Source organism: Pseudomonas sp. HMSC057H01 (assembly GCF_001836405.1).
GTDB classification, from domain to species: Bacteria; Pseudomonadota; Gammaproteobacteria; order Pseudomonadales; family Pseudomonadaceae; genus Pseudomonas; species Pseudomonas aeruginosa.
Map to the genome: position 1 here is coordinate 79,857 of NZ_KV828387.1, position 26,043 is coordinate 105,899.

Below are 26,043 nucleotides of genomic sequence, written 5' to 3' on the forward strand. Positions count from 1 at the left end.
TGGCATGGCTCCACAAAAGGAAAAACAAGATGCCAGGCATGAGTAAAAGTCATGAAAGAGGTAATTCCCCAATGACCCGTCGCCTGCCCCCGCTGTATGCCCTGCGCGCCTTCGAGGCTGCCGCCCGGCACGCCTCTTTCACCCGCGCCGGCGAGGAACTGGCGATAACCCAGAGCGCGGTGAGCCGGCACATCCGTACCCTGGAGGAGCACTTCGATTGCCGTCTGTTCGAGCGCCATGGCCGCCAGTTGCAGCTGACCGAGCCGGCACGCCTGCTACTGCCCGGGCTGCGCGACGGCTTCGATGCGCTGGAACGGGCCTGCACCGCCCTGCGCGTGGACGACGCCACCCTGCGCCTGAAGGCGCCTTCCACCCTTACCCTGCGCTGGCTGCTACCGCGCCTGAGCCGCTTCCGCCACCTGAACCCGGATATCGAGGTGCAGCTCACCAGTGCCTGGATGGATGTGGACTCGGTGGATTTCCAGCGCGAGCCTTTCGACTGCGCGGTGTTGCTGGGCAGCGGCCAGTTCAGCCCGGAATGGGAAACGGCAGCGCTGTTCGCCGAATGGCTGGTGCCGGTCTGCGATCCCGACGAGGCCGTGGAGCCCTGGACCCTCCAACGCCTGCGTGACAGCGAGCTGCTGCACCCCACGCCGGATCGTCGCGACTGGCGACGCTGGCTGCAGCGGACTGGGCTGGGGGACGAGGTGTCGCTCAAGGGCGGCCAGGTGTTCGACACGCTGGAACTGGGTATCGTCGCCGCCGCACGAGGCTATGGCGTGTCCATCGGCGACCTGGTGATGGTCGCCGAGGATGTCGCCCAGGGCCGCATCGGCCTGCCCTGGCCGGTGGCGGTGGCCAGCGGCGAAAGCTATCACCTAGTCTGGCCTCGCGCCCGCAGGGGACAGGAACGCTTCCAGCGATTGCGCGACTTCCTCCTCGCGGAGGTGGCGGCGATGCGTCTGCCCGTCGTCGAGCGGCTGGCGTGACGCCGCCGGACAACTCCTGGCGCTGACGCGACGTTACAGGTCGCTGCCGTCGCTGGGCCGGGCGCAGGGTTTGCGCTAGGGTCGTTGGTCGTTGCCTGTCGGGAGCGGCAGGGGACGGAGCTTCCTTCCAACCGCCCAAAGGAACCCGCCATGACCTTCGCCAAAGGAATACTCGCCGCGCTGGCGCTCGCCGCCGCAGTCGGCCAGGCCAGCGCCACCGAACTCGAGCACTGGCCGGCCCCCGCCGCCAGGCAACTGAATGCACTGATCGAGGCCAACGCGAACAAGGGCGCCTACGCCGTGTTCGACATGGACAACACCAGCTATCGCTACGACCTGGAAGAATCGCTGCTGCCCTATCTGGAAATGAAGGGCGTGCTGACCCGCGACAGGCTCGACCCTTCGCTGAAACTGATCCCGTTCAAGGACCAGGCCGGGCACAAGGAGAGCCTGTTCAGCTACTACTACCGGCTTTGCGAGATCGACGACATGGTCTGCTATCCCTGGGTCGCCCAGGTGTTCTCAGGCTTCACCCTCAGGGAACTGAAGGGCTATGTCGACGAACTGATGGCCTACGGCAAGCCGATCCCCGCCACCTATTACGACGGCGACAAGCTCGCCACGCTCGACGTCGAGCCGCCGCGCGTGTTCAGCGGCCAGCGCGAGCTGTACAACAAGCTGATGGAAAACGGCATCGAGGTCTACGTGATCAGCGCGGCCCACGAGGAACTGGTGCGGATGGTCGCGGCGGACCCCAGGTATGGCTACAACGCCAAGCCGGAGAACGTCATCGGCGTCACCACCCTGCTGAAGAACCGCAAGACCGGAGAGCTGACCACCGCGCGCAAGCAGATCGCCGAGGGCAAGTACGATCCCAAGGCCAACCTCGACCTGGAGGTGACCCCCTACCTGTGGACCCCGGCGACCTGGATGGCCGGCAAGCAGGCTGCGATCCTCACCTACATCGACCGTTGGAAGCGGCCGATCCTGGTCGCCGGCGATACCCCGGACAGCGACGGTTACATGCTGTTCAACGGCACCGCGGAAAACGGCGTGCACCTGTGGGTCAACCGCAAGGCCAAGTACATGGAGCAGATCAACGGCATGATCAAGCAGCATTCCGCCGCCCAGGCCAAGGCCGGCCTGCCGGTGACGGCGGACAGGAACTGGGTGATCGTCACCCCGGAGCAGATCCAGTAGGCGAAACGGCGAGGGGCCGGCATTGGCCGGCCCCCGCATCCCTCAGCGCACCACGTGCAGGAAGTGCATGTGCCGCTCGTACTGATCGAGGATGTCGCCGATCACGCCGTCGCGGCTCCAGCCCATGATGTCGTAGTCCTGGCCGCCTTCCTGGAGATGGACCTCGGCGCGGAAATACTTGCGCGACTCGCTGCTGTCCTCGGTGTCGCGCATCACGAAGCTCGGCGTGGTGAAGGCGCGCGGACGCACCTCGTAGATGAAATCGACCTCGCCGCCGTGGCTGACTTCCAGCCGAACCCGGCCGTCCTCGCCGTCCTGCACCTGGACTTCGTAGCCCTGCTTGCGCAGTTCGGCGGCGACGTCCTCGCAGGCCGGTCGCGCCACATCGGTGATGAAGCGGTTGACGTGGCTGCGCCTCGGGAACATGGCGATGTTGCGCAAGCGGCGCTGCCAACCGTCGCCCTCGCTTGCGCCGCTGCGCGTGGTGGGGCGGGAGAAGGTCAGCGCCTGGTAGCGGATGCCGCGCTTGGTGGCATCCAGGTGCAGCGCCTTGAACAGGCCCCAGATCGACGCCAGGAGCACGATGGAGAATGGCAGCGCGCTGGCGATGGTCGCGGTTTGCAGCGCCTTGAGGCCATCGGCGAGGAGCAGGGCGATGGCCACCACGCCCATCAGCACCGACCAAAATATCCGCTGCCAGAGCGGCGAGTGGTCCTTGCCGCTGGAGGCCAGCATGTCCACCACCAGCGCGCCGGAGTCGGCCGAGGTGACGAAGAACACCACCACCATCAGCACCGCCACCAGCGAAATCACGCTGCCCAGCGGGAAGTGCTCGAGGAAGGCGAACAGCGCCACCGAACTGTCCTGGTTGACCACTTCGGCCAACTGGGTGAAGCCCTCCTGCAGGACCATGTGGATGGCGGTATCGCCGAACACCGTCATCCACAGCAGGGTGAAGCCGGCCGGGACGAACAGCACGCCGCAGACGAACTCGCGGATCGTGCGGCCGCGCGAGATACGGGCGATGAACAGGCCGACGAAGGGCGACCAGGACAGCCACCAGCCCCAGTACAGCAGGGTCCAGCCGCCGATCCAGTCGGTGGGCTCGTAGGCGTACAGGTTGAAGGTCTTGTTGACGATGTCGGACAGGTAGGCCCCGGTGTTCTGCACGTAGGTTTGCAGGAGGAACACGGTCGGCCCGAGGACCAGCACGAAGAGCAGCAGGATCACCGCCAGGCTCAGGTTCAGCTCGGACAGGATGCGGATGCCGCGGTCCAGTCCGCTGGCCACCGAGAGCGTGGCGAGGCCGCAGGTGGCGGCGATCAGGGCGATCTGCACGGTCTGGTTCACCGGCCAGCCGAACAGGTGGTGCAGGCCGCTGTTGATCTGCAGCACGCCGTAGCCGAGCGAAGTCGCCACGCCGAACACGGTGCCGATGATCGCGAAGATATCCACCGCGTGGCCGATGGGGCCGTAGATACGTTCGCCGATCAGCGGATACAGCGCCGAGCGCAGGGTCAGCGGCAGGCCGTGGCGATAGCTGAAGAAGGCCAGGATCAGCGCGACGATGGCGTAGATCGCCCAGGCATGCAGGCCCCAGTGGAAGAAGGTCAGCTTCATCGCTTCCTTCGCCGCCTGCACGGTGTTCGGCTCGCCTACCGGTGGGGTGGTGAAGTGCATCACCGGTTCGGCAACGCCGAAGAACATCAGACCGATGCCCATGCCGGCGGAGAACAGCATGGCGAACCAGGTGGTGTTGCGGTAGTCGGGACGACTGTGGTCGGGGCCGAGCTTGATGTCGCCGTAGCGGCTGACGGCGAGGAACACCACGCTGATCAGGATCAGCGCCACGGCCAGTACGTAGAACCAGCTGGCGTTGGTGATGATCCATTGCTGGACGTGGTTGAACAGCGATTGCGCTTCTTCCTGGAGGAGCACGGTGAACAGCACCAGGGCCAGGATCAGGGCGGCGGAGGTATAGAAGACCGGAGGATTCAGGGTGCTCCGGGGGGTAGTGGGTGTCTCCATGTAAGCTAGCTCTCCTTGTGATCGGATTGCCCGCCGAAGGCGGAAGACGAAACAGCCTAACACATCGTGATAGCTAATTTGATTCGGAAAGCCTTAATCGATAGCTTTGCTGAATTATTACGCTTCACGTGGAGGTCGTTGCCCGATACTGCAGGGCTTCCGCCAGGTGCCGGCGTTCGATGGCATCGATGCGCTCCAGGTCGGCCAGCGTCCGGGCCACCTTGAGTATGCGATGCAAGGCGCGCAAGGAAAGTTCCAGGCGCTCTCCGGCAGCCTCCAGCCAGCGGCGGTCCGCTTCGGCGAGTGCACAATTGCGGTGCATCGCCTGGAGGTCGAGATGGGCATTGGCGCAGCCCTGGCGGGCCAGTTGCCGTTGCCGTGCGGCGCCAACCCGTTCGCTGATCTCGGCGGTAGCGGTTTCGCCGTGTCCTGGCTGCAGGCTGGTGCTTTCGCGGAGCACGCTGACGTGCAGGTCGATGCGATCGAGCAGCGGTCCGGACAGCTTGCCCCGGTAGCGCTGGACCTGTTCCGGGGTGCAGCGGCAGCGGCCGCTGGGATCGCCGAGGTAGCCACAGGGACAGGGATTCATCGCCGCCACCAGTTGGAAGCGCGCCGGGAAACGTACCCGGCCGTTGGCCCGGGCAATGACGATCTCGCCGCTTTCCAGCGGCTCGCGCAGGACCTCCAGGACCTTGCGCTCGAACTCCGGCAGTTCGTCGAGGAACAGCACGCCCTGGTGCGCCAGGGTGATCTCGCCCGGCTGCGGGCGGCTGCCGCCGCCGACCAGGGCCGGCGCGGAGGCGGAGTGGTGCGGCTGGCGGAACGGTCGCTGCGGCCAGTGCCTGAGGGGGACGTGGCTGGCCACCGAATGGATCGCTGCGACCTCCAGGGCCTCGTCCTCGTCGAGCGCCGGCAGCAGGCCGGGCAGGCGGCTGGCCAGGAGGGTCTTGCCGGTGCCCGGCGGGCCGCTGAGCAACAGGTTGTGCGCGCCGGCGGCGGCCACCAGCAGGGCGCGCTTGGCGGCGGCCTGGCCCTGGACCTCGGCCAGGTCTGGATAAGGGAAGGGCGCGCGGAGCAGGCCGCGGGCCTGGTAGGGCAGCAGCGGGGCCTGGCCGGAGAGGTGTCCGGCGATCTCCAGCAGGTGGTCCACGGCGAACACCGTCAGCCCGCTGGCCAGGCTGGCCTCTTCGGCATTTTCCTTCGGTACCACCAGAACGTGCCTTGCGTCGCGCGCCGCCAGCGCGGCCGGCAATACGCCTCGCACTGGCCGGATCGCCCCGGACAGGGCCAGTTCGCCAAGGCACTCCAGGCCGTCGAGGGTGGTGCCGGGCAACTGGCCGCTGGCGGCGAGGATGCCGAGTGCGATGGCCAGGTCGAAGCGACCGCCGTCCTTGGGCAGGTCGGCGGGGGCGAGGTTGAGGGTGATGCGCCGCGCGGGGAAGTCGAAACCGGCATTGAGCAGGGCGCTGCGCACGCGGTCCTTGCTCTCGCGCACCGCGGTTTCCGGCAGGCCGACCAGGGTCAGCGAAGGCAGGCCGTTGGCCAGGTGCGCCTCGACGCTGACGCAGGGGGCTTCGACGCCGACCTGGGCTCGGCTGTGGACAATCGCCAGGGACATGGATCGCTCCTTGATCTCACGCCGCTCGCAGGGGGAAGGATCAGTCGGCGGGCGGCGTCAGCTTGCTTTCGAGTTCCGCCACCTTGGCCTCCAGGGCTTCCAGCCGTGCGCGGGTGCGGGCGAGGACCAGCATCTGGCTGTCGAATTCCTCGCGGCTGACCAGGTCGAGCTTGCTGAAAGCGCTCTGCATCAGGGCGCGGAACTGCGACTCCAGTTCGGCCTTGGGCAACGGCGATTCGCCGGCGAACAGGCGGCTGGCTTGTTGGCTGAGGGCTTCGAAGACGGCTTTGGGCGGCAGCATGGCGAGGGTTCCGGTAACGAGTGGGCGGCAGTCTAGCACGATGTCGGCGGCGCTCGCGGGAGGGCCATTGCACACTTTTTGCGCAACTGTCGGAGCGCGTCTGCGCCTATTTGGTGCGCCGCCCGGAGGCCGGCGTTCCGCACTATCCCCGGGTTGGCGGCTAAGGGCTTGAAATCCGGCGGATTTGCCGGAGCTGGCAAGCTTTCTGCTTTGGCCGGGGTGAGGCGTGCACTGAAGCAGTACCGGTGCGGCAGATGAGGCGGTTGCGGGAGGCCGGCAGGTTGCGGCATCGAACGGCCGCAGCAGGGCCAGGTCGGGGCGGAGGGTCCCGATCATGCTTCCCAGAGGGACCGGCGCGTTACAAAGCCAGACACTGCGCTTAGACTGTCCTCGGGTTCGTTTTCCTGGGGCGAGTCCACCAAACACGGGAGAGAGTTTCATGAAGCTAGTCACTGCCATCATCAAGCCGTTCAAGTTGGACGACGTCCGCGAGTCGTTGTCCGAGATCGGTGTGCAGGGCATCACGGTGACCGAGGTCAAGGGTTTCGGCCGGCAAAAGGGCCACACCGAGCTGTATCGCGGCGCCGAGTACGTCGTCGACTTCCTGCCCAAGGTGAAGATCGACGTGGCGATCGCCGACGACCAGCTGGACCGCGTCATCGAGGCGATCACCAAGGCGGCCAATACCGGCAAGATCGGTGACGGCAAGATCTTCGTGGTGAACCTGGAACAGGCCATCCGCATCCGTACCGGCGAAACCGATACCGACGCGATCTAAGCCCAACCGAACCCCCAAAAGCCCCAGGAGAATACCAACATGACTCTGCGTAAGATCGCAGGGCTAGGAGCCCTATTGTCCCTCGCTTTGCCGGGCGTCGCCCTGGCCGCTGAGGAACCCGTCCTGAACAGCGGCGACACCGCCTGGATGCTGATCTCCACTGCGCTCGTCCTGCTCATGACCATCCCCGGTCTGGCGCTGTTCTACGGCGGCATGGTGCGAGCGAAGAACGTGCTGTCGATCATGATGCAGTGCTTCGCCATCACCGGCCTGATCACCATTCTCTGGGTGGTCTATGGCTACAGCCTGGCGTTCGATACCGCCGGGATGGAGAAGGGCGTCCTCAACTTCAATTCCTTCGTCGGCGGGCTGGACAAGGCCTTCCTCAGCGGTCTCACCGCCGACGGCCTGACTTCCGCCACCGCGCTGTTCCCGGAAAGCGTGTTCATCACCTTCCAGATGACCTTCGCGATCATCACACCGGCGCTGATCGTCGGCGCCTTCGCCGAGCGCATGAAGTTCTCGGCGATGCTGATCTTCATGGCGGTCTGGTTCACCGTGGTCTACGCGCCGATCGCGCACATGGTCTGGAGCGGCGACGGCGCCCTGATGTGGGACTGGGGCGTGCTGGACTTCGCCGGCGGCACCGTGGTGCACATCAACGCCGGTATCGCCGGCCTGGTCGCCTGCCTGGTGCTGGGCAAGCGCAAGGGCTACCCGACCACGCCGATGGCGCCGCACAACCTCGGCTACACCCTGGTCGGGGCGGCCATGCTGTGGATCGGCTGGTTCGGTTTCAACGCCGGTTCCGCCGCCGCCGCCAACGGCACCGCCGGGATGGCCATGCTGGTGACCCAGATCGCTACCGCCGCCGCGGCCCTGGCCTGGATGTTCGCCGAGTGGATCACCCACGGCAAGCCGAGCGCCCTGGGCATCGCGTCCGGCGTGGTCGCCGGTCTGGTGGCGATCACCCCGGCCGCCGGCACCGCCGGTCCGATGGGCGCGCTGGTGATCGGCCTGGCCTCCGGGGTGATCTGCTTCTTCGCCGCCACCAGTCTCAAGCGCGCGCTGAAATACGACGATTCCCTCGACGCCTTCGGCGTACATGCGGTCGGCGGTATCGTCGGCGCGCTGCTCACCGGGATCTTCGCGGCGCCGTCGCTGGGCGGCTTCGGCAGCGTGGAGGACATCGGCGCGCAGTTCTTCGTGCAGTTCAAGGGCGTGGCCTTCACCGTGGTCTACACCGCCGTGGTGACCTTCGTGATCCTCAAGGTGCTGGACCTGGTCATGGGCCTGCGGGTCACCGAGGAAGAGGAAGCGGTCGGCCTCGACCTGGCGCTGCACAACGAGCGCGGCTACAACCTGTAATACCTGCCGGCGCCCGGCTTTCCGCCGGGCGTCGGTTTGCCTCCCGCGCTCGCCTTCGCCGAACGCCATGCCCTTGCGCGTCGAAAGTCCTGGGCGTTTCCCGCGACTGCCACGACCTCTCCGCAACCGGTCTTTCAGCGACTGCCGGCGGACTGCGCAACCCTCAGCTTTCACAGGTCTGTCTCTTACGCTCTTTGCTTTTTCAAATGCCGCGCTAGAATGCGCGGCGCGACGGATCGGAGCCGATTTGGAACAGCAGCATGTGGCAGCAGACCCTGATCACCTTGCGCCCGCGTCCGCGGGGCTTTCACCTCGTCACCGAGGAGATACTCGACGCCTTGCCGGAGCTTCGGCGGTGCCGGGTCGGCCTGCTGCACCTGCTTTTGCAACATACGTCGGCTTCACTGACCCTGAATGAAAATGCCGATCCTGCCGTACGCCGGGATTTCGAGCGTTTTTTCGAGCGGCTGGCGCCACGCGGCGAAGTCGGCTATGAACACAACGACGAAGGTCCGGACGACCTTCCGGCGCATTTCAAGGCCAGCCTGCTGGGCTGCCAACTGACCCTGCCGATACAGTCGGGAGGGTTGGCACTGGGCACCTGGCAGGGGATCTATCTCGGTGAACACCGGGACAGGGGCGGGGCACGGCGCGTGCTCGCCACCTGGCAGGGCGAGTCAGTATGAATTTTTTCCGGCGGCGCTCATCAAAACGCGCGGCTGGGCTATAACTAACCTGCTTTTGCAGCACCGAGAGGTTGACCATGAGCGAAGAAGAACTGGAACAGGACGAGCTGGACGGCGCTGACGAGGACGACGGCGAAGAGCTGGCCGCGGCCGACGACGGCGAAGCGGACAGCAGTGACGGCGACGAGGCCCCCGCCCCCGGCAAGAAGGCGAAAGCCGCCGTGGTGGAAGAGGAACTGCCCTCGGTCGAAGCCAAGCAGAAAGAGCGTGACGCCCTCGCCAAGGCGATGGAGGAATTCCTTTCCCGCGGTGGAAAGGTGCAGGAGATCGAACCCAACGTGGTGGCCGATCCGCCGAAGAAGCCGGACAGCAAGTACGGCAGCCGCCCCATCTGATTTCGCGTCATCCCAAGGCCCGCCACCCGTGAGGGAGTGGCGGGCCTTGTGCTATGGCGCCTGCTATCTTGGCGGGCATCCCGCCCCGCCGCATCCCGGTTGGCGAGCCGATCTTTCGCCTGTTCAGGCACGGCTGGCGACGGGCCAAGGCCTTTTCCTTTCCGGTGGCAGCGCTACCGTTCCACATCGTCAACCGAAGCTGCTTGCCATCCAGGCGCTCCAAGCGGTGTCCGGGGCCAATCCTGCACTTGCCGGAGAGCGAGCTGTAGAGCTTGCTTAAGAATTTTCCTAGCGATTCTTAGGTGGATTCGCGGAGCCGTGTAGGTCCTGTCTTATGGCTCTTTTCCAGGCGTTCTGAAAAGATTCGCCACCCATCAAGTTCGCGCCGGTTCCGCCGGATTTTCCCGGACATGCCGGACACATCGGTTGTCATCCCATGGAGTTCAAGACGTTCCGTCGAACCCTGCTGATCGCGGCAGTCCTGTTCGTTCCCGCCGGCACCAGCATGGCTGCCAATCTGTACGCTTTCGGCGGCCGCGATATCGCCGTCCCCTCGATCCTTCCCGAGGGAAACGTCACGTCGCGCTACACGTTCACTCCCATGCAACTGTGCGGCAAGCCCAGCTGCGATCTCATCGGCGTCTCTCTGTACAACAAGGGAAGTGTCTGGGACCCGGTCGATGGTCCGGACCTGAATACCAACGTGCCGGGCCTTTCGGTGCGCCTGCTGCTGGATGGCATACCGGCGAGCAGCCGTTTCAAGGGCACTTTCTCGCAAATCGCGGAGGTCCAGTTGTTCCGCAACTCGACGCCGCTCTCCGACGGCCAGTTCGCGAGCGGAGCGTTCAACTCGTACTTCCTCATTACCTACAAGGACGGGCTTGTCGCGTCTGGCACCTCTTCCGTCAGGTTGACCGGGAGCGTCACCACGATCAATGCGACCTGCCAGGTCGCCGACCAGACCGTGAAGCTGCAGTCGATCGCTGCCGCCCGGCTGAACGGCGTCGGCACCTACGCGGCCGTTACCCCGTTCAATCTCGTAGTGGCCGGCTGTCCTCGCGGGTACAACCGCGTCGGCTACAGCCTTCAAGCGGTGGGGGGGGCGGTGGCCGAAGGCTCGGGTGTGCTGCCGCGCCTGGCGGGCAGCACCGCGACCGGCGTATCGATCCGGGTCACCGACGAGGCCGGCGTGCCGCTACGGATGGGACTCTCGTTGCCGGTGACCGCGTACGACAAGAACACCGGCGGGGCGTACTGGATCCCGATGAAAGCGTCCTATGTGCAGACCGCCGAGAAAATCACGCCCGGCTCGGTCCTGGCCGCGATGGTGATCCTGCTCGACTACCAGTGAGGCAGGGGAGGGCAAGAGCGCGCCTCACCCGAACGCCTCGAAGAACGCCAGGGCCCGCGGGTCGCTGGCATAGGCGATGTTGATACGCAGCCAGTCGCTCTCCTCGCCTTCCGGGCTGAAGCCGCTGCCCGGCGACAGCAGCACGTCCAGGCGTGTCGCCACGGCCTGCAATTCGGCGAACGGGTAGTCGCCGATACGGGCCCAGACGAACATCCCGCCGACCGGTTCGGCGAACACCTCCCAGCCGTTGTCCCCAAGCACCCGCAGGGTCGCCGCCATCTGCCGGGTCAGGCGCTGGCGCAGGCGTTGCACCAGCTTGCGGTAACTGCCGTTGGCGAGCATGGTCGAGACCACGCATTCGGCGAAGCGCTGGCTGCCGATACTGGTGTACATCTTCACATCCGCCAGGCGCCGGATCAGCTCGGGGCCGGCGATCAGGTAGCCGACCCGTAGCGAGCAACTGAGGGTCTTCGAAAAGCTCGCCAGGTAGATCACCCGGCGCAGCGAATCGAGGGTTGCCAGGCGGGTGCTGGGGCCGTTCTGGAAGTCGGCGTAGATGTCATCCTCGACGATGTGGAAATCATGCTGCTCGGCCAGTTGCAGCACGCGGTGGGCCACCGAGGGGCTGAGGCTGGTGCCGGTGGGGTTGTGGTACATGCTGTTGGTGAAAAGGAACTTCGGCTTGTGTGCGAGGAGGATCGCCTCCAGCGCGGCGGTGTCCGGGCCGTGGCGGGTGCGCGGCACGCCGAGCATCTTCACCCCGTGGAATTTCAGCAGGTTGAACAGGTTGTAGTAGCCGGGGTTCTCCACCACCACCACGTCGCCCGGCTTGAGCAGCGTGCGTACCAACAGGTCGAGGGCATGGCTGGCGCCGGTGGTGGTGAGGATCTGCTCCGGGTCGACATGGATATCGATCAGCCGCAGGCGTTTCTGGATGTGCTGGCGCAGCGCCGGCAGGCCCAGCGGAGTGCTGTAGTCGAACAGCCCGGCGAGTTCGCTGCGGGCGACCTGGCGGATCGCGTAGCTGAGTTCCTCGACTTCCCGCCAGCTGTCCGGAATCCAGCCGCAGCCGAGCTTGAGTTTCGTCGAGCTGCCGCTGAACTGGCCCCATGCGTTTTCCGCGCCTTCGTGCCACTCGCTGTCGAGTTCGGTAGCGGCGGTGGGTGCCTCGGCGACGAAGAACCCCGAGCCGTGCCGCGATTCCAGCATCCCCAGGGCGACCAGGCGGTCGTAGGCCTCGATCACGCTGGACTGGCTGAGCTGGTTTTCCCTGGCCAACTGGCGTATCGACGGAATCCGCGTGCCGGCGCGGACGCGATTGCCGCGGATCCAGCCGCTGACCCCTGCGACGATCTGCTGCACCAGCGGCTCGCTGGCATTGCGGTCGATCCGGAGGTGCATGCCTGACTCACTGTTCGGTCTTTTCAGGCGAACAGTTAAGCACAAATCCGAACAGCTGTTACTTGTTCCGTAGCGCCGCCGCGCCGGATAGTCGACGCCTCTTCTCGCGGGCTAGCCAATGCCCACCGCTCTGCCGCGGCAGGCCCTTGTACGGAGAAACGCATGAGCAATACCCGTCGCCACGCCGCATGCCTGGCCTTCGGCCTGTGCCTGATCACCTTGGCGGTGAACCTCCAGGCGCCGCTGTACACCGCCTACGCGGAGCTTTCCGGCTACGGCGCGGCAGCCACCGCCAGCGCTTTCTCCGGCTATGTGCTTGGCGTACTGCCGGTGCTGCTGGTACTCGGCGGGTTGTCCGATCGGATGGGGCGCAAGCCGCCGATCGTCGTCGCGTTGCTGCTGTCGATGGTGGCCACCCTGGTGATGGCGCTCTGGCCGCGCCTGGAGGCGCTCGGCGTGGCGCGCCTGTTGCTCGGCGTCGGCACGGCCCTGGCATCGGCCACCGGGACGGCCTACATGAGCGAACTGATGGCGGGCGGGGATTCCCGCACCTCGGCCAACTGGGTGACCGCCAGCACCTCGCTCGGCTTCGGCCTCGGCGCGGCACTGACCAGTCTGTTCCTGCTGTTCCGGGAGAGCCTGGTGCCCGGCAGCTTCTGGGTCCAGCTGGGACTGGCCTGCGTGGCCCTGGCGGCGGTGGCGGGCCTGCCGGACGAGGCGCCGCGCGGGCGCGATACGCCGATGCTGCGGCTGCCGTTCTTTCCCGCCGGCAGCCTGCCGTACGGCTTCTCGATCCTGCTGGCATGGGCCACTGTGGGCCTGGTCATCGCGGTCCTGCCTTCGCTGCTGGCGGCCCACGGGCTGGCGCGCTGGTCGGGCTTCTCGACCTTCACCGTGATCAGCTGCGGCCTGCTGTTCCAGCCGCTGGCGCGGCGGATGGCGCCGGCCTCGGCGACCTGCCTGGGGCTGGTGATCCTGCCGCCGAGCTATGCCCTGCTGGCCTGGGGCGCGATCCACGGCTCACTGGCTGCGGTGCTGTTCGGTGCGCTGGGCGCGAGCAGTTCCTGCTACGGCTTCACCTACCTGGGCGGGCTGTCGGCGGTGAATGTCCTGGCCGGTGCGGAAAAGCCGCGGGCCAGCGCGGGCTACTTCCTGTTGGCCTACCTCGGCTTCAGCCTGCCGGTGATCTTCACCGGACTGATCGCGGATCGCTTCGGTGCGTCGACGGCGTTGCTGCTTTTCGGCGTGTCGCTGACGTTGGCTGCCGTTGCGGTGGCGCTTTCCATCTTGCGCGGGGTCGGGCGCTTCAAGGCCAGCGCTTCGCGTGCCTAGGGCGCTACCCGCGACCGGGGGCCCGGTTGGTCATTGCAGGCGGGCGAGCAGGGCCGGCAGCTCGGCGAGGCTGCGGATCTCCGCGCTCGGCTCTTCCTCCCCGGCCCAGGGCTTGCCGTTTGGGTTGAACCAGATGGCACGCATGCCGGCGCGGCGCGCTCCGGCGATGTCGTCGTTGGGGTGGTCGCCGATGTGTACCGCTGCCGAGGCCTCGACGCCGGCGCGCTTCAGGGCTTCGCGGAATGGCGTCGGGTCGGGCTTGCCGACGCCCAGTTCCTCGGCGCAGAGGGCGAACCGGAAGTAGTCGGCCAGGCCCAGGCGGCGCACGTCGGCGTTACCGTTGGTGAGCACGCCGAGGGTGAAGCGGTCGGCGAGGATCTCCAGGGTCGGGTGGACTTCGGGAAACAGGGTGACCCGGTGGCGCGCTTCGAGGAATACCTGGAAACCGGCCTCGGCCAGGCTTTCCGCCTCCGCCTGTGGATAACCGGCGTCGAGCAGGGCATGGAACAGGATGCGCCGGCGCAGCTCGCTGAGACGGTGGCGCAGCATCGGTTCGCGATCCAGCAGGCGGGTGCGGATCGCCCACAGGTGCTCGATGGGCACCGGACCCAGGCGCGCCGCGTTGCTCGCCAGCCATTCGCGGAGCAGGGCCTCGGCGTTGTTCATCACCGGGGCGACGTCCCACAGGGTGTCGTCGAGGTCGAAGGTGATCAGTCGCAGGCTGCTCATGGGTCGTTGCCTCCATCGGCGTTGCCCTTGCGCTTGGCGCGGGGATGGGCGCGGTCGTAGACCGAGGCCAGGTGCTGGAAGTCCAGGTGGGTATAGATCTGGGTCGTGGCGATGTCGGCGTGGCCGAGCAGTTCCTGCACGGCGCGCAGGTCGCCGGACGACTCCAGCAGATGGCTGGCGAAGGAATGCCGCAGCATGTGCGGGTGCAGGTGCTGGCCCAACTCGCGGACGCCGGCCTGGCGCACTCGCAGTTGGATCGCCCGTGGCGTCAGGCGCTTGCCGCCGCGGCCGATGAACACCGCTCCGTCTTCCGGAGCGGCCTGGGCGCGCAGCGGCAGCCAGGCTTCGAGCGCCTGGCGCGCGGCCTTGCCGACCGGCAGCTCGCGGACCTTGTTGCCCTTGCCGCGCACTCGCACCAGGCCTTCCTTGAGGTCCAGCCATTCGAGATCGAGGCCGACCAGTTCCGAGAGGCGCAGCCCGGAGGAATAGAACAGCTCCAGCAGGGCCTGGTCGCGGCGGGCGATGAAGTCATCCTCCACGGCACCGTCGAGCAATTGCAGGGCGCGGTCGGCGTCGAGGGTCCTGGGCAGCTTGCGCGGACTCTTCGGCGCGCTCAGGCCGTTGGCAGGGTCGTGCCGGCAGCGCCCTTCGCGTAGCAGGTACTGGTAGAGGCCGCGCGTCGCCGAGAGCAGCCGTGCCAGGCTGCGGCTGGATTGGCCCTGCTGGTGCAGGCGGGCGACGAAGGTGCGCAGGCTGCGGGTGTCGAGGGCGTTCCAGTCGGAGAGCCCGGCCTTTTCGGCGAGGGCGAGGATCTTCAGCAGGTCGCGGCGGTAGCCGTCGAGGGTGTGCGCGGAGACCTGGCGCTCGCTGCGCAGATGTTCGAGGAAGGCATCCAGGTCGGCGCGCATCTCGGACCGCCCGCCGCGCTCAGCGGACCGAGCGCAGCGGCGAGGAGAAGCGCGGCAGCACGCGGGCCAGGACCTCGGCGACATAGCCGAGGAACAGGGTGCCGAGGGAACTCTTGTAATGCTGCGGATCGGGACTGCCGATGGCGAGCACGCCGTGCAGGCCCTGGAAACTCAGGGAGACCACCGCTGCGGAGCCGATCTCGTCGCGGTCGCTCTCGCCGAAGAGGAACGCTAGTTCGTGCGGACGCAGCACGCCGCAGACGGTCTTGCCGCCGGAGAGCAGGCCGCCGATGGCCTGGTGCGCCTCCGCGCTGCTCACCGAGCGGCCCACCGAGACGCTACTGTCGCTGAACAGGATCAGGCTCACGTAGGGCACATGGAACTCGTGGCGCAGGCTGTCCTCGACGGTACTGACCACGTCTTCCAGGCTGGTGGCGTCGAGCAGGTCGAGGACCAGGCGGCGGGTCTTGTCGAACAGGCGGTCGTTCTCGCGGGCCACGTCCATCAGTTGCGAGAGCCGGTGGCGCATCTCGATGTTGCGCTCGCGCAGCAGGCGTACCTGGCGCTCCACCAGCGACACGGCGTCGCCGGGCTGGTGCGGGATGCGCAGCTCGGGGATCAGCTCGTCATGCTCGACGAAGAACTCCGGGTGCTGGCTCAGATAGGCGGCCACCTGCTCGGCGTCCAGCGCTGCTGTCGGTTCCTGGCTTTTCTCGGTCATAAGCGTCTCGGTTCTCGCGGGCGACGGCCCTTACAGGCGGACCTGGCCTTCATACACGCGGACGGCAGGCCCGGTCATCATAACGGGCTGGCCGGGACCTGCCCACTCGATGTGCAGGCGGCCGCCGGGGAGGTCGATCTGCACCGGCGATTGCAGCCAGCCCTGGCGAATCCCGGCAACCGCCGCGGCGCAGGCGCCGGTGCCGCAGGCCTGGGTCTCGCCGACGCCGCGCTCCCAGACGCGCAGGCGCGCATGGTGCGGATCGAGCACCTGGAGGAAGCCGATGTTGGCCTTCTTCGGGAAGCGCGGATGGACTTCCAGTTGCGGACCGAGGCTGTGTACCGGTGCGCTGTCGACGTTCTCGACGCGCAGCACGCCATGGGGATTGCCCATGGATACCGCGGCCAGTTCGACGCGCTGGCCATTCACCTCTATCTCATAGGACAAGGCTTCGCGCTCGGCCTGGAACGGTATCTCGGCCGGGGCCAGGCGCGGCGGACCCATGTCCACCGTGACCTGGCCGTCCGGGCGGATATTCAGCTCGATGATGCCGCCCTTGGTTTCTACGCGGATGCTCTTCTTCACCGTCAGGCGCTTGTCCTGAACGAAGCGGGCGAAGCAGCGGGCGCCGTTGCCGCACTGCTCGACCTCGGAGCCGTCGGCGTTGAAAATCCGGTAGCGGAAGTCGACGTCGGGGCTGCTCGGGGCTTCGACGATCAGCAACTGGTCGAAGCCGACCCCGGTGTTGCGGTCGCCCCAGAGCTTGACGTGCTTGGGCTGCACATGGGCGTGCTGGCTGACCAGGTCGAGGACCATGAAGTCGTTGCCCAGGCCATGCATCTTGGTGAAGCGCAAAAGCATAGTCTGGGCCTCACTGCGGCAGCAGGCTTTCGCCGGCGTAGAGCTCTTGGACGGTCTCGCGGCGACGGACCTCGTGGGTCTGCTCGCCATCCACCAGCACCTCGGCGGCGCGACCGCGGGTGTTGTAGTTCGAGCTCATGACGAAGCCGTAGGCGCCGGCCGAGCGCACCGCCAGGAGGTCGCCTTCGGCGAGCGCCAGGTCGCGATCCTTGGCGAGGAAGTCGCCGGTCTCGCAGATCGGCCCGACCAGGTCGTAGCGGCGCGGCACGGCATCGCGCGGGCGTACCGCCTGCACGTCCATCCAGGCCTGGTAGAGAGCCGGGCGGATCAGGTCGTTCATCGCCGCGTCGACGATGGCGAAATCCTTGTGCTCGGTGTGCTTGAGGTACTCGACGCGGGTCAGCAGCACGCCGGCGTTAGCGACGATGGACCGGCCCGGCTCGAACACCAGGGTCAGGTCGCGGCCATGCAGGCGCTCGCGGATGGCGCGGATGTAGTCGCCGGCCAGCGGCGGCTGTTCGTCGCGGTAGCGCACCCCGAGGCCGCCGCCGAGGTCCAGGTGGCGAATGCCGATGCCTTTGCCGGCCAGGCGGTCGACCAGCCCGAGCAGGCGCTCGAGGGCGTCGAGGAAGGGCTCCAGCTGGGTCAATTGCGAGCCGATGTGGCAGTCGACGCCGATCACCTCCAGGTGGTCAAGCTCGGCGGCGCGGGCGTAGACCGCCTCGGCCTCGTCGATGGCGATGCCGAACTTGTTCTCTTTCAGGCCGGTGGAGATATAGGGGTGGGTCTGGGCATCCACGTCCGGGTTGACCCGCAGCGACACCGGCGCTTTCACGCCGAGTTCCGCGGCCACCCGTTGCAGGCGCTCCAGCTCTTCGCCGGACTCGACGTTGAAGCAGTGCACACCGACTTCCAGGGCGCGGCGCATGTCGTCGCGGGTCTTGCCGACGCCGGAGAACACCACCTTGGCCGGATCGCCGCCGGCGGCCAGGACACGCTCCAGCTCACCGCGGGAAACGATGTCGAAACCGGCGCCGAGGCGCGCCAGCACATTCAGCACCCCGAGGTTGGAGTTGGCCTTGACCGCGAAGCAGACCAGGTGCGGCATGCCGGCGAGGGCGTCGGCATAGGCGCGGTACTGGGCCTCGATGTGCGCGCGGGAGTAGACGTAGGTGGGCGTGCCGAAACGCTCGGCGATGCGGGAAAGCGCCACCCCTTCCGCGAACAGCTCACCGTCGCGGTAACTGAATGTGTCCATGGGCGCTCTCTCAGAAACCGTAGCGGTCTTTGCTGTGTTCTTTCTTGGCTTTTTCGTCGTCCGGCAGGTACAGCGGGCCTTTCTGGCCGCAGGCGGCGATGGAGCCGGCGAGGAGGGCGAGCGCGACGAAGGACAGGAACAGCCGCTTCATGACGGAATCCTTGTAGAAAACGTGAATTGTTCCGGAGTATACCGACCCCCCGGCGCCTTGCCTATGCGAGCCGGATCAGGTGTGCCGGGGCTTGCAGGGGAATGGCCTGAGGCAGAGGGGGCGCCGGCGTTTTCCGCGAGCGTCGCGGCAAAACAGCGCGGACTACGGCAATACCAGCGTAGAATTGTCGGAATAGGGCAAGACGAAGGTAGTCGCCCGCCTTTTTTCCCGTTAGCGAATGCCGAGGCAATGCATGAGTACGATGAATGAAGCGCGTTTCCACGACCTGGTCGATGCGCTCCAGCAGCAGGTGGAAGACGCCTTCGATGACAGCGACCTGGATCTCGACCTGGAGAACGCCGGCGGCGTGCTCACCGTACGCTTCGAGAACGGCTCGCAGCTGATCCTCAGCCGCCAGGCGCCGTTGCGCCAGTTGTGGGTGGCGGCGAAGTCGGGCGGCTTCCACTTCGATTACGACGAGGCCAGCGGTCTCTGGCGCCACGATGGCAGCCAGGAACCGCTGGGCGCGCTGCTCAACCGGGCGACCCTGGAGCAGGGGGGCGAGGATGTCGAGTTCCCCGGCCTCTGAGGCTTCGCCGCCGGCGGTGGCCTCGCCTTGCCGGCGCCTGTGCTGCCTCGACGATGCGGACGTTTGCGTCGGCTGCGGACGCTCCCTGGCGGAAATCCGCGAGTGGGGCAAGGCCGACGATTCCCGCCGCTTGCAGATCAGGTCACAGGCCGCTCGACGCCAGTCGCTGGCGGGCCGTCTCTCCTGATAGGGGGGATGTTGCTAATTCCTGCGACTGTGTTAGTGTCCGGGAAAACCCCGCCTTCGGGCGGGGTTTTTGCTTTTTTGCGATTCCTGCTTTTCATCGATCAACCGAACCGGACCAAGGAGCACGCCTGCGATCATGAGCACGCCGCCGATCACCATCACTCGTCTGGACCTGCAGCGCCTGGAGCGCCTGCTGGATGGCCTGGACGAATTCGGACCCGCCGCCGAGGCGCTGGAGGCCGAACTGTCGCGCGCCCAGGTGGTGGGGCATGACGAGATTCCGCCGGGCGTCGTGACCATGAACTCCACCGTGCGTTGCCGCGAGGAAAGCAGCGGCAAGGAGTACACCTTGACCCTGGTCTATCCCGAAGACGTGGCCGGCGAAGGCAAGGTCTCGATCCTCGCGCCGGTGGGCACCGCGCTGCTGGGCCTGACCATCGGCCAGACCATCGACTGGCCGGCGCCGAGCGGCAAGACGCTGAAGCTGACCCTGCTGGAAATCGAATACCAGCCGGAAGCCGCCGGCGACTACGCGCGCTGATCGGTTTTCGCCCGTCGCCTGCCGGCGACGGGCTTCGCGACCCTCAGTCGCCCCCACCGCCCCCGCAACCGCTGCCGCCGTCCCCACCGCTATCGCCGCCGCAGCCGTGGCGCGAGTCCTGTCCGTCCGAACCGAAGGTACTGCCGCTATCGCTGGCGCAGCCGCTGCTGCAACCGATATGGCTGGCGCAATACACCGCTGCGCCGCCGTCTTGCCGCTGCGCGCAGTTCAGGGTGTAGCGGAAGCCGTCGGCGATCGCCAGTTCCGTGTCGAGAGCGAACAGCAGCGGTAGGCGCGTGGGGTTCTGGGGGTCGATGCCTTCGCGGCGACAAGCCAGCTTCCAGGCGCGCCGAATGCCTTCCTGGGCCTGTCGGGGGCTGCGCATCGCCTGCGCCGGCGTATGGTGGAGGAAGCGCCCGAGTCCCTTGCGGCAGACGTGCTGGTAGAGCCGGGTATGCAGGATCAACTCGTGCCAGGCGACATCCACCACCTGGGACGGCATCGCGACCATCCGCTTGCCGGCGGCGCGGCATAGCAGCAGGTATTCGCGCAGGCCGCCGAGCACTCGTTGGACCTGTTCCTCGCTGAGCTGCGGATAGCGCTCGCGGACCGCCTGGGCGACCCGCGGCGGCAGGCGAAATTGCTGGATGAAGCGGTAGCGCCGGCGATCCAGGCCGCGGCGGTAGAGATAGCCGCCCACGAATGCGGCGCCAGCGAGCAGGGTAATACCGAGGAGTGCCATCCGTACGTCCTTGTCGAGCCCCGCGCGGTGTGGCGCTGGGTCATTGTTCCAGCAGCGCCTGGTTCAGCGCCGTTTCCAGGACGCTTTTATAACGCAGATAGTGCAGCGTTTGCGGCTGTTCGTCGGCGAACAGCCGCGACAGGTCGAGGTCGGTCAGGTAGCAGGGGTAGGGTTCGCTTTCCGCGCGATGCGCCAGGATATGCCGGGCGACCGCCTTGAACAGGCCGGCGCCGTACTCCAGTTCGGAAAACTCCTGGTGGTCGCAGTACAGGGTGACCTGCACGCGCTTGCGTTCGCCGCGTTCGAGTAGCGCCTGTAGCTCGTACAACGCGGGTCCGGCCAGGGCCTCCGGCGCTTCGCGAGGCTCGACGTGCACTCTGCCGTCGTTGGAGAGCAACTCGTAGTAGCGGATATCCAGCGAGGCCGGCACCTGTTCCGCCAGCGACAGGGCGTTGCGCCGGTACAGCAGCGATTGCAGGAAGCGCTGCAGCGGTGCGAGCAGGCTGCGTTCGTCACGCAACGCCTGGCGCTGGCGCCAGAACGCGTTGCGTTCGTCGAGCAGGCTGATCTCGGCGCTGTCGAAGTCGCGCCGGTAGAACACCTGGATGCAGTCCGGCCGCCCCATGGACAGGATCAGCCCGAGGTCCACGCCTTCCAGGGCGTGGCGATCCAGCTTCAGGGCGCTGTAACCATCGCGCTCGCGGCCCAGGTGCTGGAGCAGGCTCGGCAGGTCGGGCAGGCTCTCGTGGCTGACCGCTTCCGGCGACATTTCCAGCAGGTGGTACTGCTGGCGGATCTGCAGCAGGTAGCGGCTCGGCTGGCCGCCAAGCAGTTGCCCGTAGGTTTCGCGGAACAGCTCTTCGACCCGCACGGCGATGGCGGCGGCCCGGTTGCGACAGAAGCAGCGCACCATCAGTTCGGGCGGCTGCGGCAGGCTTCCGGGCTTTTCGCGGACGGCGTCGAGGAACTCGGCAAGGCACTCGGGCAGCGCCTGAGGGCCTGCGTAATGGCGCACCGTCAGTTCGTTCCAGCTGTTGAGGCTGAGCTGGTCGAGGGTCAGCACCAGGTTGTCGCGCACCCCGGCATAACCGAGCACGTCGGTACGCCCGGTAGCCATGTGCAGGTTCATCTGGCTGTGGTGGCGCAGCGGGTCGACACCGACGTTGACCAGCAGCAGGACGCTCTTGAGCCGACGCGGTTGCAGCAGGTCGGCGTCGTCCACGGTCGCCAGGGGGACCGGCAGGAACTGCCGCAGGCTGCCCAGGAGATTGTCCAGTTCGGCATCGCCGAGGTCGCTCTGGCCGGGATGCAGGGACAGCCGGGTGGCGCTGTCGATGACGCCGTTGCGATGGCACCAGGCGAGCAGCTCGACCAGCCTGAGGCTGCGTTTCAGCGGCGCGTAGTCAGGCCACTGGTGAGCGCCCAGGGCACCGGGGAAGATCGCCCACTGCGCCTGCTCGCGGTCGTCGTCGGCGGGCAGCTGGACCAGGGTCAGGACGTCTTCGCCGAGATCCGGGGCGATCCCCGGGTTGATGTTCTCCACCTTGCCTGCCTTGCGCTCGAAGGCGGCATACAGGCGGCGGCCGAGCAGGCCCAGGTCGCGGCTGTCGATGCCGCTGTCAGCGCCTTGCTGGCGGGCGATCTGGAACAGCAGGCGGTAGCTGTAGGTCAGTTCGTTGACCACCGTGCGACGCTCTTCCATCACCTGGCGCATCTTCCACTGGCTGCGGCTGTCGAGCAGGGCCAAGCGGCGAGGCTCCCATTGCCATTCCGCGACGAGCCGCTCCATCGACAGGTGCTGCCAGCCCTTCTGCGCCTGGCGCTGGCGACCGCCGAGCTTGCGCCCGACCTTGAGGTACAGGCAGCGCCGCACGAGTTCCAGGCGTTCCGGCGCCTGCTGTTCCCGCAGGTAGCGTTCGAGATGGCGATAGACCAGGACGTAGGGGTCCAGTTCGTCGAGATCGAGCTGGCCGGCGAATACCTGCTCCTTGAAGCGCAGGGCGACGCAGCGGACCCGCGGGTGCTCGCTGGCGTAGGCCTCGGTGAGCAGCAGCTTGAGCAGCGACTTGTAGGGCGAATCGATGGCCTTGGACAACTGCCAGAGGCCGGCGCCGATGAACTCCCGGGCGGGGATGTGCGCCAGGTGGCCGAGGTCGAGCACCTCTTCGGCGCGGATGAAGCGTTTGCCGAGCAGGGTCCGGCAGTATTCGTCGTAGCGCCGTTCATGGGCCGGCGGCACCAGCCACCACAGAGGGGTGCGTCCGCCGAGCCAGATCGCGCTGCGGTAGAACTCGTCGAGCAGCAGGAAGTGCTGGGTATTGCCGTCGCCGCCGGGCTCCTTCCGGTCTTCGCGTTCGTCCTGGCCGAAGCGGGCGACGTCGATCAGGAAACAGTGCACCTCGCTGCCCTGGCTGCGCGCCCAGTCCTCGATCAACGCGCACTTGCGGCGCAGCTCCTGGCGCGCGCCGGGCTCCAGTTCTGGGGCATGGCAGACCCAGAGGTCGAGATCGCTCTGTTCCTCCTGGGCCAGGCTCCCCAGGCTGCCCATCAGGAACAGGCCGTGGATCGGCTGTTGTGCGGGTTCCTGCCTGCGTGGCTTGTAGACAAACGAACGTGCCAGGCGCTGGGCTTCGGCGAGTACTTCGTCGTCCGCCTCGAAACCGCTCAGGCCCGCCGGCGTGCTGGCCGACAGGTAGCCCGGCAGCAGCGGATGGTTGATGTGGAACAGCAGCGGTAGCAGGCGCAGGACCCGCTCCTGGCGGCTGGACAACGCCTGTCGGGCGCGTTGCAGGCGACCGGCGTTGACCGCCAGGAAGCGTTGGCGCAACTGGCCGAGGACCTTGCGGTCGATGCCATCGTCGAGATCGAGGCTGAGTGCGGGGTGTCGGTTCATGGGCGTCCGGGCACAGGCAAGGCCAGGCGCCGTGCCTGGCTCCGGTCATGCCATTGTATCGCCCGGAAGCGCGGCGGCTTGAGCGCCGCACCGCGAACCGGGACAACCGTCGCGGCCTGTCGGGAGCAGGTCGCGATGGCCGCTTCCGTCAACCCTTGAGGATGGTCAGCAGGCCCTGTGCCTGCTCCGCGGCGTCCAGCCCGAGACTGGTCAGGTAGCCGCCGTCGGGCTGGTCGATCAGCCCCTTGTCGTGCAGGCGTCGGGCGGCGGCGACGGCCTTGCCGTCGGCGGTGTGATGGACCTTGAGTCCTTCCTGGGTGTTGTTCAGGTTGAAGAGCGCCAGCAGTTCCAGTTCGTCGATCAGCTCGGGAGTGAAGGCCATGTCGGCTCCTTACGGTGTTGAGCACCGGTGAGTGTAGTTGGACTAGGGCGTAGCGTCGGCGGCCTGGCTCCAGCCGTCGAGGATCTTCTGGTACTCGCCGCTGGCGAGGATGCGCTGCATGCCGAGGTCGAAGCGTTCGAGCAGATGCTCGGCCTGCGGGTGGCGGCGCGAGAACGACAGGTACAGCTCCGGGCGGTGGACCGTGGCCACCGGCTGGAACTGGCCTTCCAGTTCGGGATGTTCGCTGAACAACTGGCGAGCCGTATTGCGGTAGGCCAGGGCGTAGTCGACGCGGCCGCGCTGGAGCATGAGGAAACCGTAGTAGTCCTTGCGCACCGGAATGCGCACCAGGTCGTGGCGGCGATCGAAGCCGTCGCCGTATTCATAGCCGAGGGTCACCGCGACTTTCCGTCCGCTCAGCGCCTGCTCCGCATTCACCGGCCGCGCTTCGTCGCGTCGCGCCCAGAGCTGGATCTCCGCGCGGAACAACGGATGCCGGGGCAGACGGTAGTCGGCGAGGATGTGCGGGTTCGGCGAGGTGTTGAAGCAGCCGGCGATCAAGCCTTTCAGGGCCAGCTTCATGCAGCGGGAGTAGGGGTAGGGATTGAGCTGGACCGGCGTGTCCGCAGCCCTGAAGGCGGCCCGCACGATGTCCGCGCTCATGCCCTGGATGCGGCCGTCCTTGTAGGCGGTATAGGGATACCAGTCGTCTTCGGCGCCGAGCACCAGGGGTTCTGTCGGGACGGCCGCTGCCGGGCCGGAAAGGGCCAGCAGCAGGCAGATGGGCAGGAAGTGGAACCAGGATCGCATCCGGTATCGCTCCGCGAAAGCAGGTGGCACGGAGAGTGGGCGCCACCTTTCTACCAGAGCGGCAGGCGTTTGGCGAAACAAAACCGTATGGATACGAGGGGCATTCGCCGGCACCAGTCGGCCCGGCTCCGCTCATTCGTCGTCCGGCAACGTCGGCAGGGCACGCAGCGCATGCTCGTAGCCGGCGCTGTCGAAAGCGCGGTCGGCGGCGAGCATGGCGTTGATCTCGTGGGCCAGCACGTAGGCCATCATGCCCAGTGCCTCGTCGCGCTCGTAGCCGACCAGGGTCAGCTTGTTGAACACGGCGCGCGCCGCCGGCGGATTCTCGCTTTCGATCTGGTTCTCGATGGCCTGGATCAGTTTTTCCTCGGCGAAGCCGTCTTCCTGGTTGTCGTCCTGTTCGCTCATCGGGCGTTCCTCGTTCTGGCGCAAAGTACCGCTTGTGCGGCGGCGGGAAGTTGTCCACCCTGCTTGGCCAACGGATGGCCGCGAAGGTAGCGATACCCGACATGATCACCTATTACATCCTTTCCGGCGACCGCCTGGAGCGACGCCAGCACGACGATGCCCAGCGGGGGTTGCCGCCGGGCACCCTGTGGATCGACCTGCATCACCCGACCCCCGAAGAGGAGCGCCTGCTCGAATCCCACCTGCAGGTGAACATCCCGACCCGCGAGGAGATGGCCGAGATCGAGGATTCGTCGCGCTTCTACGAGGACGGCAACGTCCTCTACATGACCACTTCGGTGGTCGGCGGGATCACCGAGCACCGGCCGAGCACAGAGGAAGTGACCTTCGTACTCAGCGAGAAATGGCTGATTACCGTGCGCTACGCCGACCTGCGTTCGTTCCGCGAGTTCGAGAACCGTTGCATCCGCCAGCTCGACGCCAACCGCAGCAGCACCCAGTTGTTCGCCCTGATGATGGACAGCCTGGTGGACCGCATCGCCGACGTGTTGGAGGCCGTACAGGGGCAACTGAGCAGCATGTCGCGGGAGATCTTCGCCGAGTCCACCGCCCAGACCCGCAAGCCGAAGACCGACCTGCAGCAGATCATCAAGCACCTCGGGCGCAGCAGCTCGCTGCTGTCCAAGCTCAACGACAGCCTGCTCAGCATCAATCGGATGAACAGCTATTTCCGCCAGGGTTGCAACGGCTGGCTTTCCGAGCCGGCCAAGGTGCTGGCGAAGACCGTGGAGCGCGACGTGCGCTCGCTGGACGAGTACCTGGCGAAGATGTCCACCGAGATCAACTTCCTCCTCGACGCGACCCTTGGCCTGATCAACATCGAGCAGAACAGCATCATCAAGGTGTTCTCCATCGCTGCCGTACTGTTCCTGCCGCCGACCCTGGTGGGCACCGTCTACGGCATGAACTTCAAGGACATGCCCGAGCTGGACTGGTCCATCGGCTATCCGATGGCGCTGGGGATGATGGTGGTATCGGCGATCCTTCCGTACCTCTGGTTCAAGTTCAAGAACTGGCTCTGAGGCACTCGGCAGGTGTGCAACTTTTTGCTGGATAACTTCGGGAAAAGCTGTGGATACAACGCCGGGGCCAAGGTCTGGCGGGGTCTTCGATGAAGTGAGCAAGTTCTTGCATAGCACTGTGCAACAACTTGCTCACTTTTTCGGGATAAACCCGGGGGAAAGCGTTCGTGCGGGCCGGGAGATTCTTCAAGAGTTTGATTTAAAAGGTAAATATTTTATTGGCACGAAGCTTGTTGGGTAGCTGCCGCACCAGGACATGTCGTCCCGGCTACCACTGACAAGGAATGCATCCATGGCAACACCCGCCTATATGTCCATCACCGGCACCAAGCAGG

27 protein-coding genes are annotated in these 26,043 nt (G+C 66.5%); 12 read left to right on the plus strand and 15 right to left on the minus strand.

Annotated elements, in window-relative coordinates; all coding sequences use genetic code 11:
- The first annotated feature begins 71 nt into the window (after positions 1-71).
- A complete protein-coding gene (locus tag HMPREF2581_RS03480; RefSeq protein WP_003141986.1) occupies positions 72-989 on the plus strand; it encodes a LysR substrate-binding domain-containing protein in 918 nt (305 codons plus the stop codon).
- Between the two features lie 150 nt (positions 990-1,139).
- The gene (gene pchP, locus HMPREF2581_RS03485) at positions 1,140-2,189 is read left to right on the plus strand and encodes a phosphorylcholine phosphatase (protein WP_003110458.1); all 1,050 of its coding nucleotides are present in this window, start codon (positions 1,140-1,142) and stop codon (positions 2,187-2,189) included.
- A 42-nt stretch (positions 2,190-2,231) separates the two neighbouring features.
- Here pchP and betT read toward each other — a convergent pair whose 3' ends face one another.
- The 3 genes from betT to HMPREF2581_RS03500 all read right to left on the minus strand — a co-directional run bounded on the left by betT (position 2,232) and on the right by HMPREF2581_RS03500 (position 6,136).
- Positions 2,232-4,217: a choline BCCT transporter BetT gene (gene betT / locus HMPREF2581_RS03490; RefSeq protein ID WP_003096496.1), complete on the minus strand. Its 1,986-nt coding sequence runs from the start codon at positions 4,215-4,217 to the stop codon at positions 2,232-2,234.
- Between the two features lie 124 nt (positions 4,218-4,341).
- Complete coding sequence (locus HMPREF2581_RS03495) at positions 4,342-5,835, minus strand: YifB family Mg chelatase-like AAA ATPase (RefSeq protein ID WP_003141984.1); 1,494 nt, start codon at positions 5,833-5,835, stop codon at positions 4,342-4,344.
- 40 nt (positions 5,836-5,875) lie between these two features.
- A complete protein-coding gene (locus HMPREF2581_RS03500) occupies positions 5,876-6,136 on the minus strand; it encodes an accessory factor UbiK family protein (protein ID WP_003096478.1) in 261 nt (86 codons plus the stop codon).
- A 439-nt stretch (positions 6,137-6,575) separates the two neighbouring features.
- Here HMPREF2581_RS03500 and glnK point away from each other — a divergent pair, with 439 nt between their 5' ends.
- The 5 genes from glnK to HMPREF2581_RS03525 all read left to right on the plus strand — a co-directional run bounded on the left by glnK (position 6,576) and on the right by HMPREF2581_RS03525 (position 10,714).
- Positions 6,576-6,914 carry a P-II family nitrogen regulator gene (glnK, locus tag HMPREF2581_RS03505; protein ID WP_003096476.1) on the plus strand — a complete coding sequence of 113 codons (339 nt, stop codon included), beginning with the start codon at positions 6,576-6,578 and terminating at the stop codon, positions 6,912-6,914.
- A 39-nt stretch (positions 6,915-6,953) separates the two neighbouring features.
- On the plus strand, positions 6,954-8,282 hold the full coding sequence (locus HMPREF2581_RS03510; RefSeq protein ID WP_003109815.1) for an ammonium transporter: 1,329 nt from the start codon (positions 6,954-6,956) through the stop codon (positions 8,280-8,282).
- A gap of 260 nt (positions 8,283-8,542) precedes the next feature.
- Positions 8,543-8,968, plus strand: coding sequence for a secondary thiamine-phosphate synthase enzyme YjbQ (locus HMPREF2581_RS03515; RefSeq protein WP_003096441.1), 426 nt, complete (start codon positions 8,543-8,545; stop codon positions 8,966-8,968).
- Between the two features lie 77 nt (positions 8,969-9,045).
- Positions 9,046-9,363 carry a transcriptional regulator SutA gene (sutA, locus tag HMPREF2581_RS03520; protein WP_003096440.1) on the plus strand — a complete coding sequence of 106 codons (318 nt, stop codon included), beginning with the start codon at positions 9,046-9,048 and terminating at the stop codon, positions 9,361-9,363.
- A 436-nt stretch (positions 9,364-9,799) separates the two neighbouring features.
- Positions 9,800-10,714, plus strand: a complete 915-nt coding sequence (locus HMPREF2581_RS03525) for a fimbrial protein (protein WP_003096438.1) — start codon at positions 9,800-9,802, stop codon at positions 10,712-10,714.
- A gap of 24 nt (positions 10,715-10,738) precedes the next feature.
- Here HMPREF2581_RS03525 and HMPREF2581_RS03530 read toward each other — a convergent pair whose 3' ends face one another.
- Positions 10,739-12,115 carry an aminotransferase-like domain-containing protein gene (locus HMPREF2581_RS03530; RefSeq protein WP_003109813.1) on the minus strand — a complete coding sequence of 459 codons (1,377 nt, stop codon included), beginning with the start codon at positions 12,113-12,115 and terminating at the stop codon, positions 10,739-10,741.
- A gap of 162 nt (positions 12,116-12,277) precedes the next feature.
- On the opposite strand from HMPREF2581_RS03530, the gene HMPREF2581_RS03535 reads away from it, so the two are divergent.
- Positions 12,278-13,447 carry an MFS transporter gene (locus tag HMPREF2581_RS03535; RefSeq protein ID WP_003141980.1) on the plus strand — a complete coding sequence of 390 codons (1,170 nt, stop codon included), beginning with the start codon at positions 12,278-12,280 and terminating at the stop codon, positions 13,445-13,447.
- 30 nt (positions 13,448-13,477) lie between these two features.
- On the opposite strand, the gene HMPREF2581_RS03540 is transcribed toward HMPREF2581_RS03535, so the two are convergent.
- Genes HMPREF2581_RS03540 through HMPREF2581_RS03565 form a run of 6 tightly spaced genes read right to left on the minus strand, consistent with a single transcriptional unit; the run spans position 13,478 to position 18,075 of the window.
- Positions 13,478-14,176 carry an HAD family hydrolase gene (locus HMPREF2581_RS03540; RefSeq protein ID WP_003096435.1) on the minus strand — a complete coding sequence of 233 codons (699 nt, stop codon included), beginning with the start codon at positions 14,174-14,176 and terminating at the stop codon, positions 13,478-13,480.
- Complete coding sequence (gene xerC / locus HMPREF2581_RS03545; protein ID WP_003096434.1) at positions 14,173-15,084, minus strand: tyrosine recombinase XerC; 912 nt, start codon at positions 15,082-15,084, stop codon at positions 14,173-14,175. The genes HMPREF2581_RS03540 and xerC overlap by 4 nt, the downstream gene beginning before the upstream one ends.
- A 19-nt stretch (positions 15,085-15,103) precedes the next feature.
- Positions 15,104-15,805: a DUF484 family protein gene (locus HMPREF2581_RS03550; protein WP_003141978.1), complete on the minus strand. Its 702-nt coding sequence runs from the start codon at positions 15,803-15,805 to the stop codon at positions 15,104-15,106.
- 30 nt (positions 15,806-15,835) lie between these two features.
- Positions 15,836-16,666 carry a diaminopimelate epimerase gene (gene dapF, locus HMPREF2581_RS03555; RefSeq protein ID WP_003098223.1) on the minus strand — a complete coding sequence of 277 codons (831 nt, stop codon included), beginning with the start codon at positions 16,664-16,666 and terminating at the stop codon, positions 15,836-15,838.
- A 10-nt stretch (positions 16,667-16,676) separates the two neighbouring features.
- Positions 16,677-17,924 carry a diaminopimelate decarboxylase gene (lysA, locus tag HMPREF2581_RS03560; RefSeq protein ID WP_003096431.1) on the minus strand — a complete coding sequence of 416 codons (1,248 nt, stop codon included), beginning with the start codon at positions 17,922-17,924 and terminating at the stop codon, positions 16,677-16,679.
- Positions 17,925-17,934: 10 nt separating this feature from the next.
- On the minus strand, positions 17,935-18,075 hold the full coding sequence (locus HMPREF2581_RS03565) for an LPS translocon maturation chaperone LptM (RefSeq protein WP_003096430.1): 141 nt from the start codon (positions 18,073-18,075) through the stop codon (positions 17,935-17,937).
- Between the two features lie 253 nt (positions 18,076-18,328).
- Between HMPREF2581_RS03565 and cyaY the strand changes: the two genes are divergently transcribed.
- From cyaY to rnk, 3 genes are all read left to right on the plus strand, one after another.
- Positions 18,329-18,664: an iron donor protein CyaY gene (gene cyaY / locus HMPREF2581_RS03570; RefSeq protein WP_003121284.1), complete on the plus strand. Its 336-nt coding sequence runs from the start codon at positions 18,329-18,331 to the stop codon at positions 18,662-18,664.
- Positions 18,642-18,851, plus strand: a complete 210-nt coding sequence (locus tag HMPREF2581_RS31605) for a DUF1289 domain-containing protein (RefSeq protein WP_003161172.1) — start codon at positions 18,642-18,644, stop codon at positions 18,849-18,851. The genes cyaY and HMPREF2581_RS31605 overlap by 23 nt, the downstream gene beginning before the upstream one ends.
- Positions 18,852-18,986: 135 nt before the next feature.
- Entirely contained in the window at positions 18,987-19,391 is a 405-nt protein-coding gene (rnk, locus tag HMPREF2581_RS03575) for a nucleoside diphosphate kinase regulator (RefSeq protein WP_003096424.1), read from the plus strand.
- 43 nt (positions 19,392-19,434) lie between these two features.
- Here the strand turns inward: rnk and HMPREF2581_RS03580 are convergent, their stop codons facing one another.
- From HMPREF2581_RS03580 to HMPREF2581_RS03600, 5 genes are all read right to left on the minus strand, one after another.
- On the minus strand, positions 19,435-20,133 hold the full coding sequence (locus tag HMPREF2581_RS03580; RefSeq protein WP_003096422.1) for a glycine-rich domain-containing protein: 699 nt from the start codon (positions 20,131-20,133) through the stop codon (positions 19,435-19,437).
- Positions 20,134-20,173: 40 nt separating this feature from the next.
- On the minus strand, positions 20,174-23,026 hold the full coding sequence (locus HMPREF2581_RS03585; RefSeq protein WP_003141975.1) for a class I adenylate cyclase: 2,853 nt from the start codon (positions 23,024-23,026) through the stop codon (positions 20,174-20,176).
- Positions 23,027-23,174: 148 nt separating this feature from the next.
- Positions 23,175-23,408 carry a TIGR02647 family protein gene (locus HMPREF2581_RS03590; protein WP_003096418.1) on the minus strand — a complete coding sequence of 78 codons (234 nt, stop codon included), beginning with the start codon at positions 23,406-23,408 and terminating at the stop codon, positions 23,175-23,177.
- 42 nt (positions 23,409-23,450) lie between these two features.
- A complete protein-coding gene (locus HMPREF2581_RS03595; RefSeq protein ID WP_003096415.1) occupies positions 23,451-24,218 on the minus strand; it encodes a substrate-binding periplasmic protein in 768 nt (255 codons plus the stop codon).
- Positions 24,219-24,350: 132 nt separating this feature from the next.
- On the minus strand, positions 24,351-24,626 hold the full coding sequence (locus HMPREF2581_RS03600; protein ID WP_003114340.1) for a hypothetical protein: 276 nt from the start codon (positions 24,624-24,626) through the stop codon (positions 24,351-24,353).
- A 101-nt stretch (positions 24,627-24,727) separates the two neighbouring features.
- Between HMPREF2581_RS03600 and HMPREF2581_RS03605 the strand changes: the two genes are divergently transcribed.
- The gene (locus HMPREF2581_RS03605; protein WP_003096411.1) at positions 24,728-25,708 is read left to right on the plus strand and encodes a magnesium transporter CorA family protein; all 981 of its coding nucleotides are present in this window, start codon (positions 24,728-24,730) and stop codon (positions 25,706-25,708) included.
- Positions 25,709-26,043: the final 335 nt, after the last annotated feature.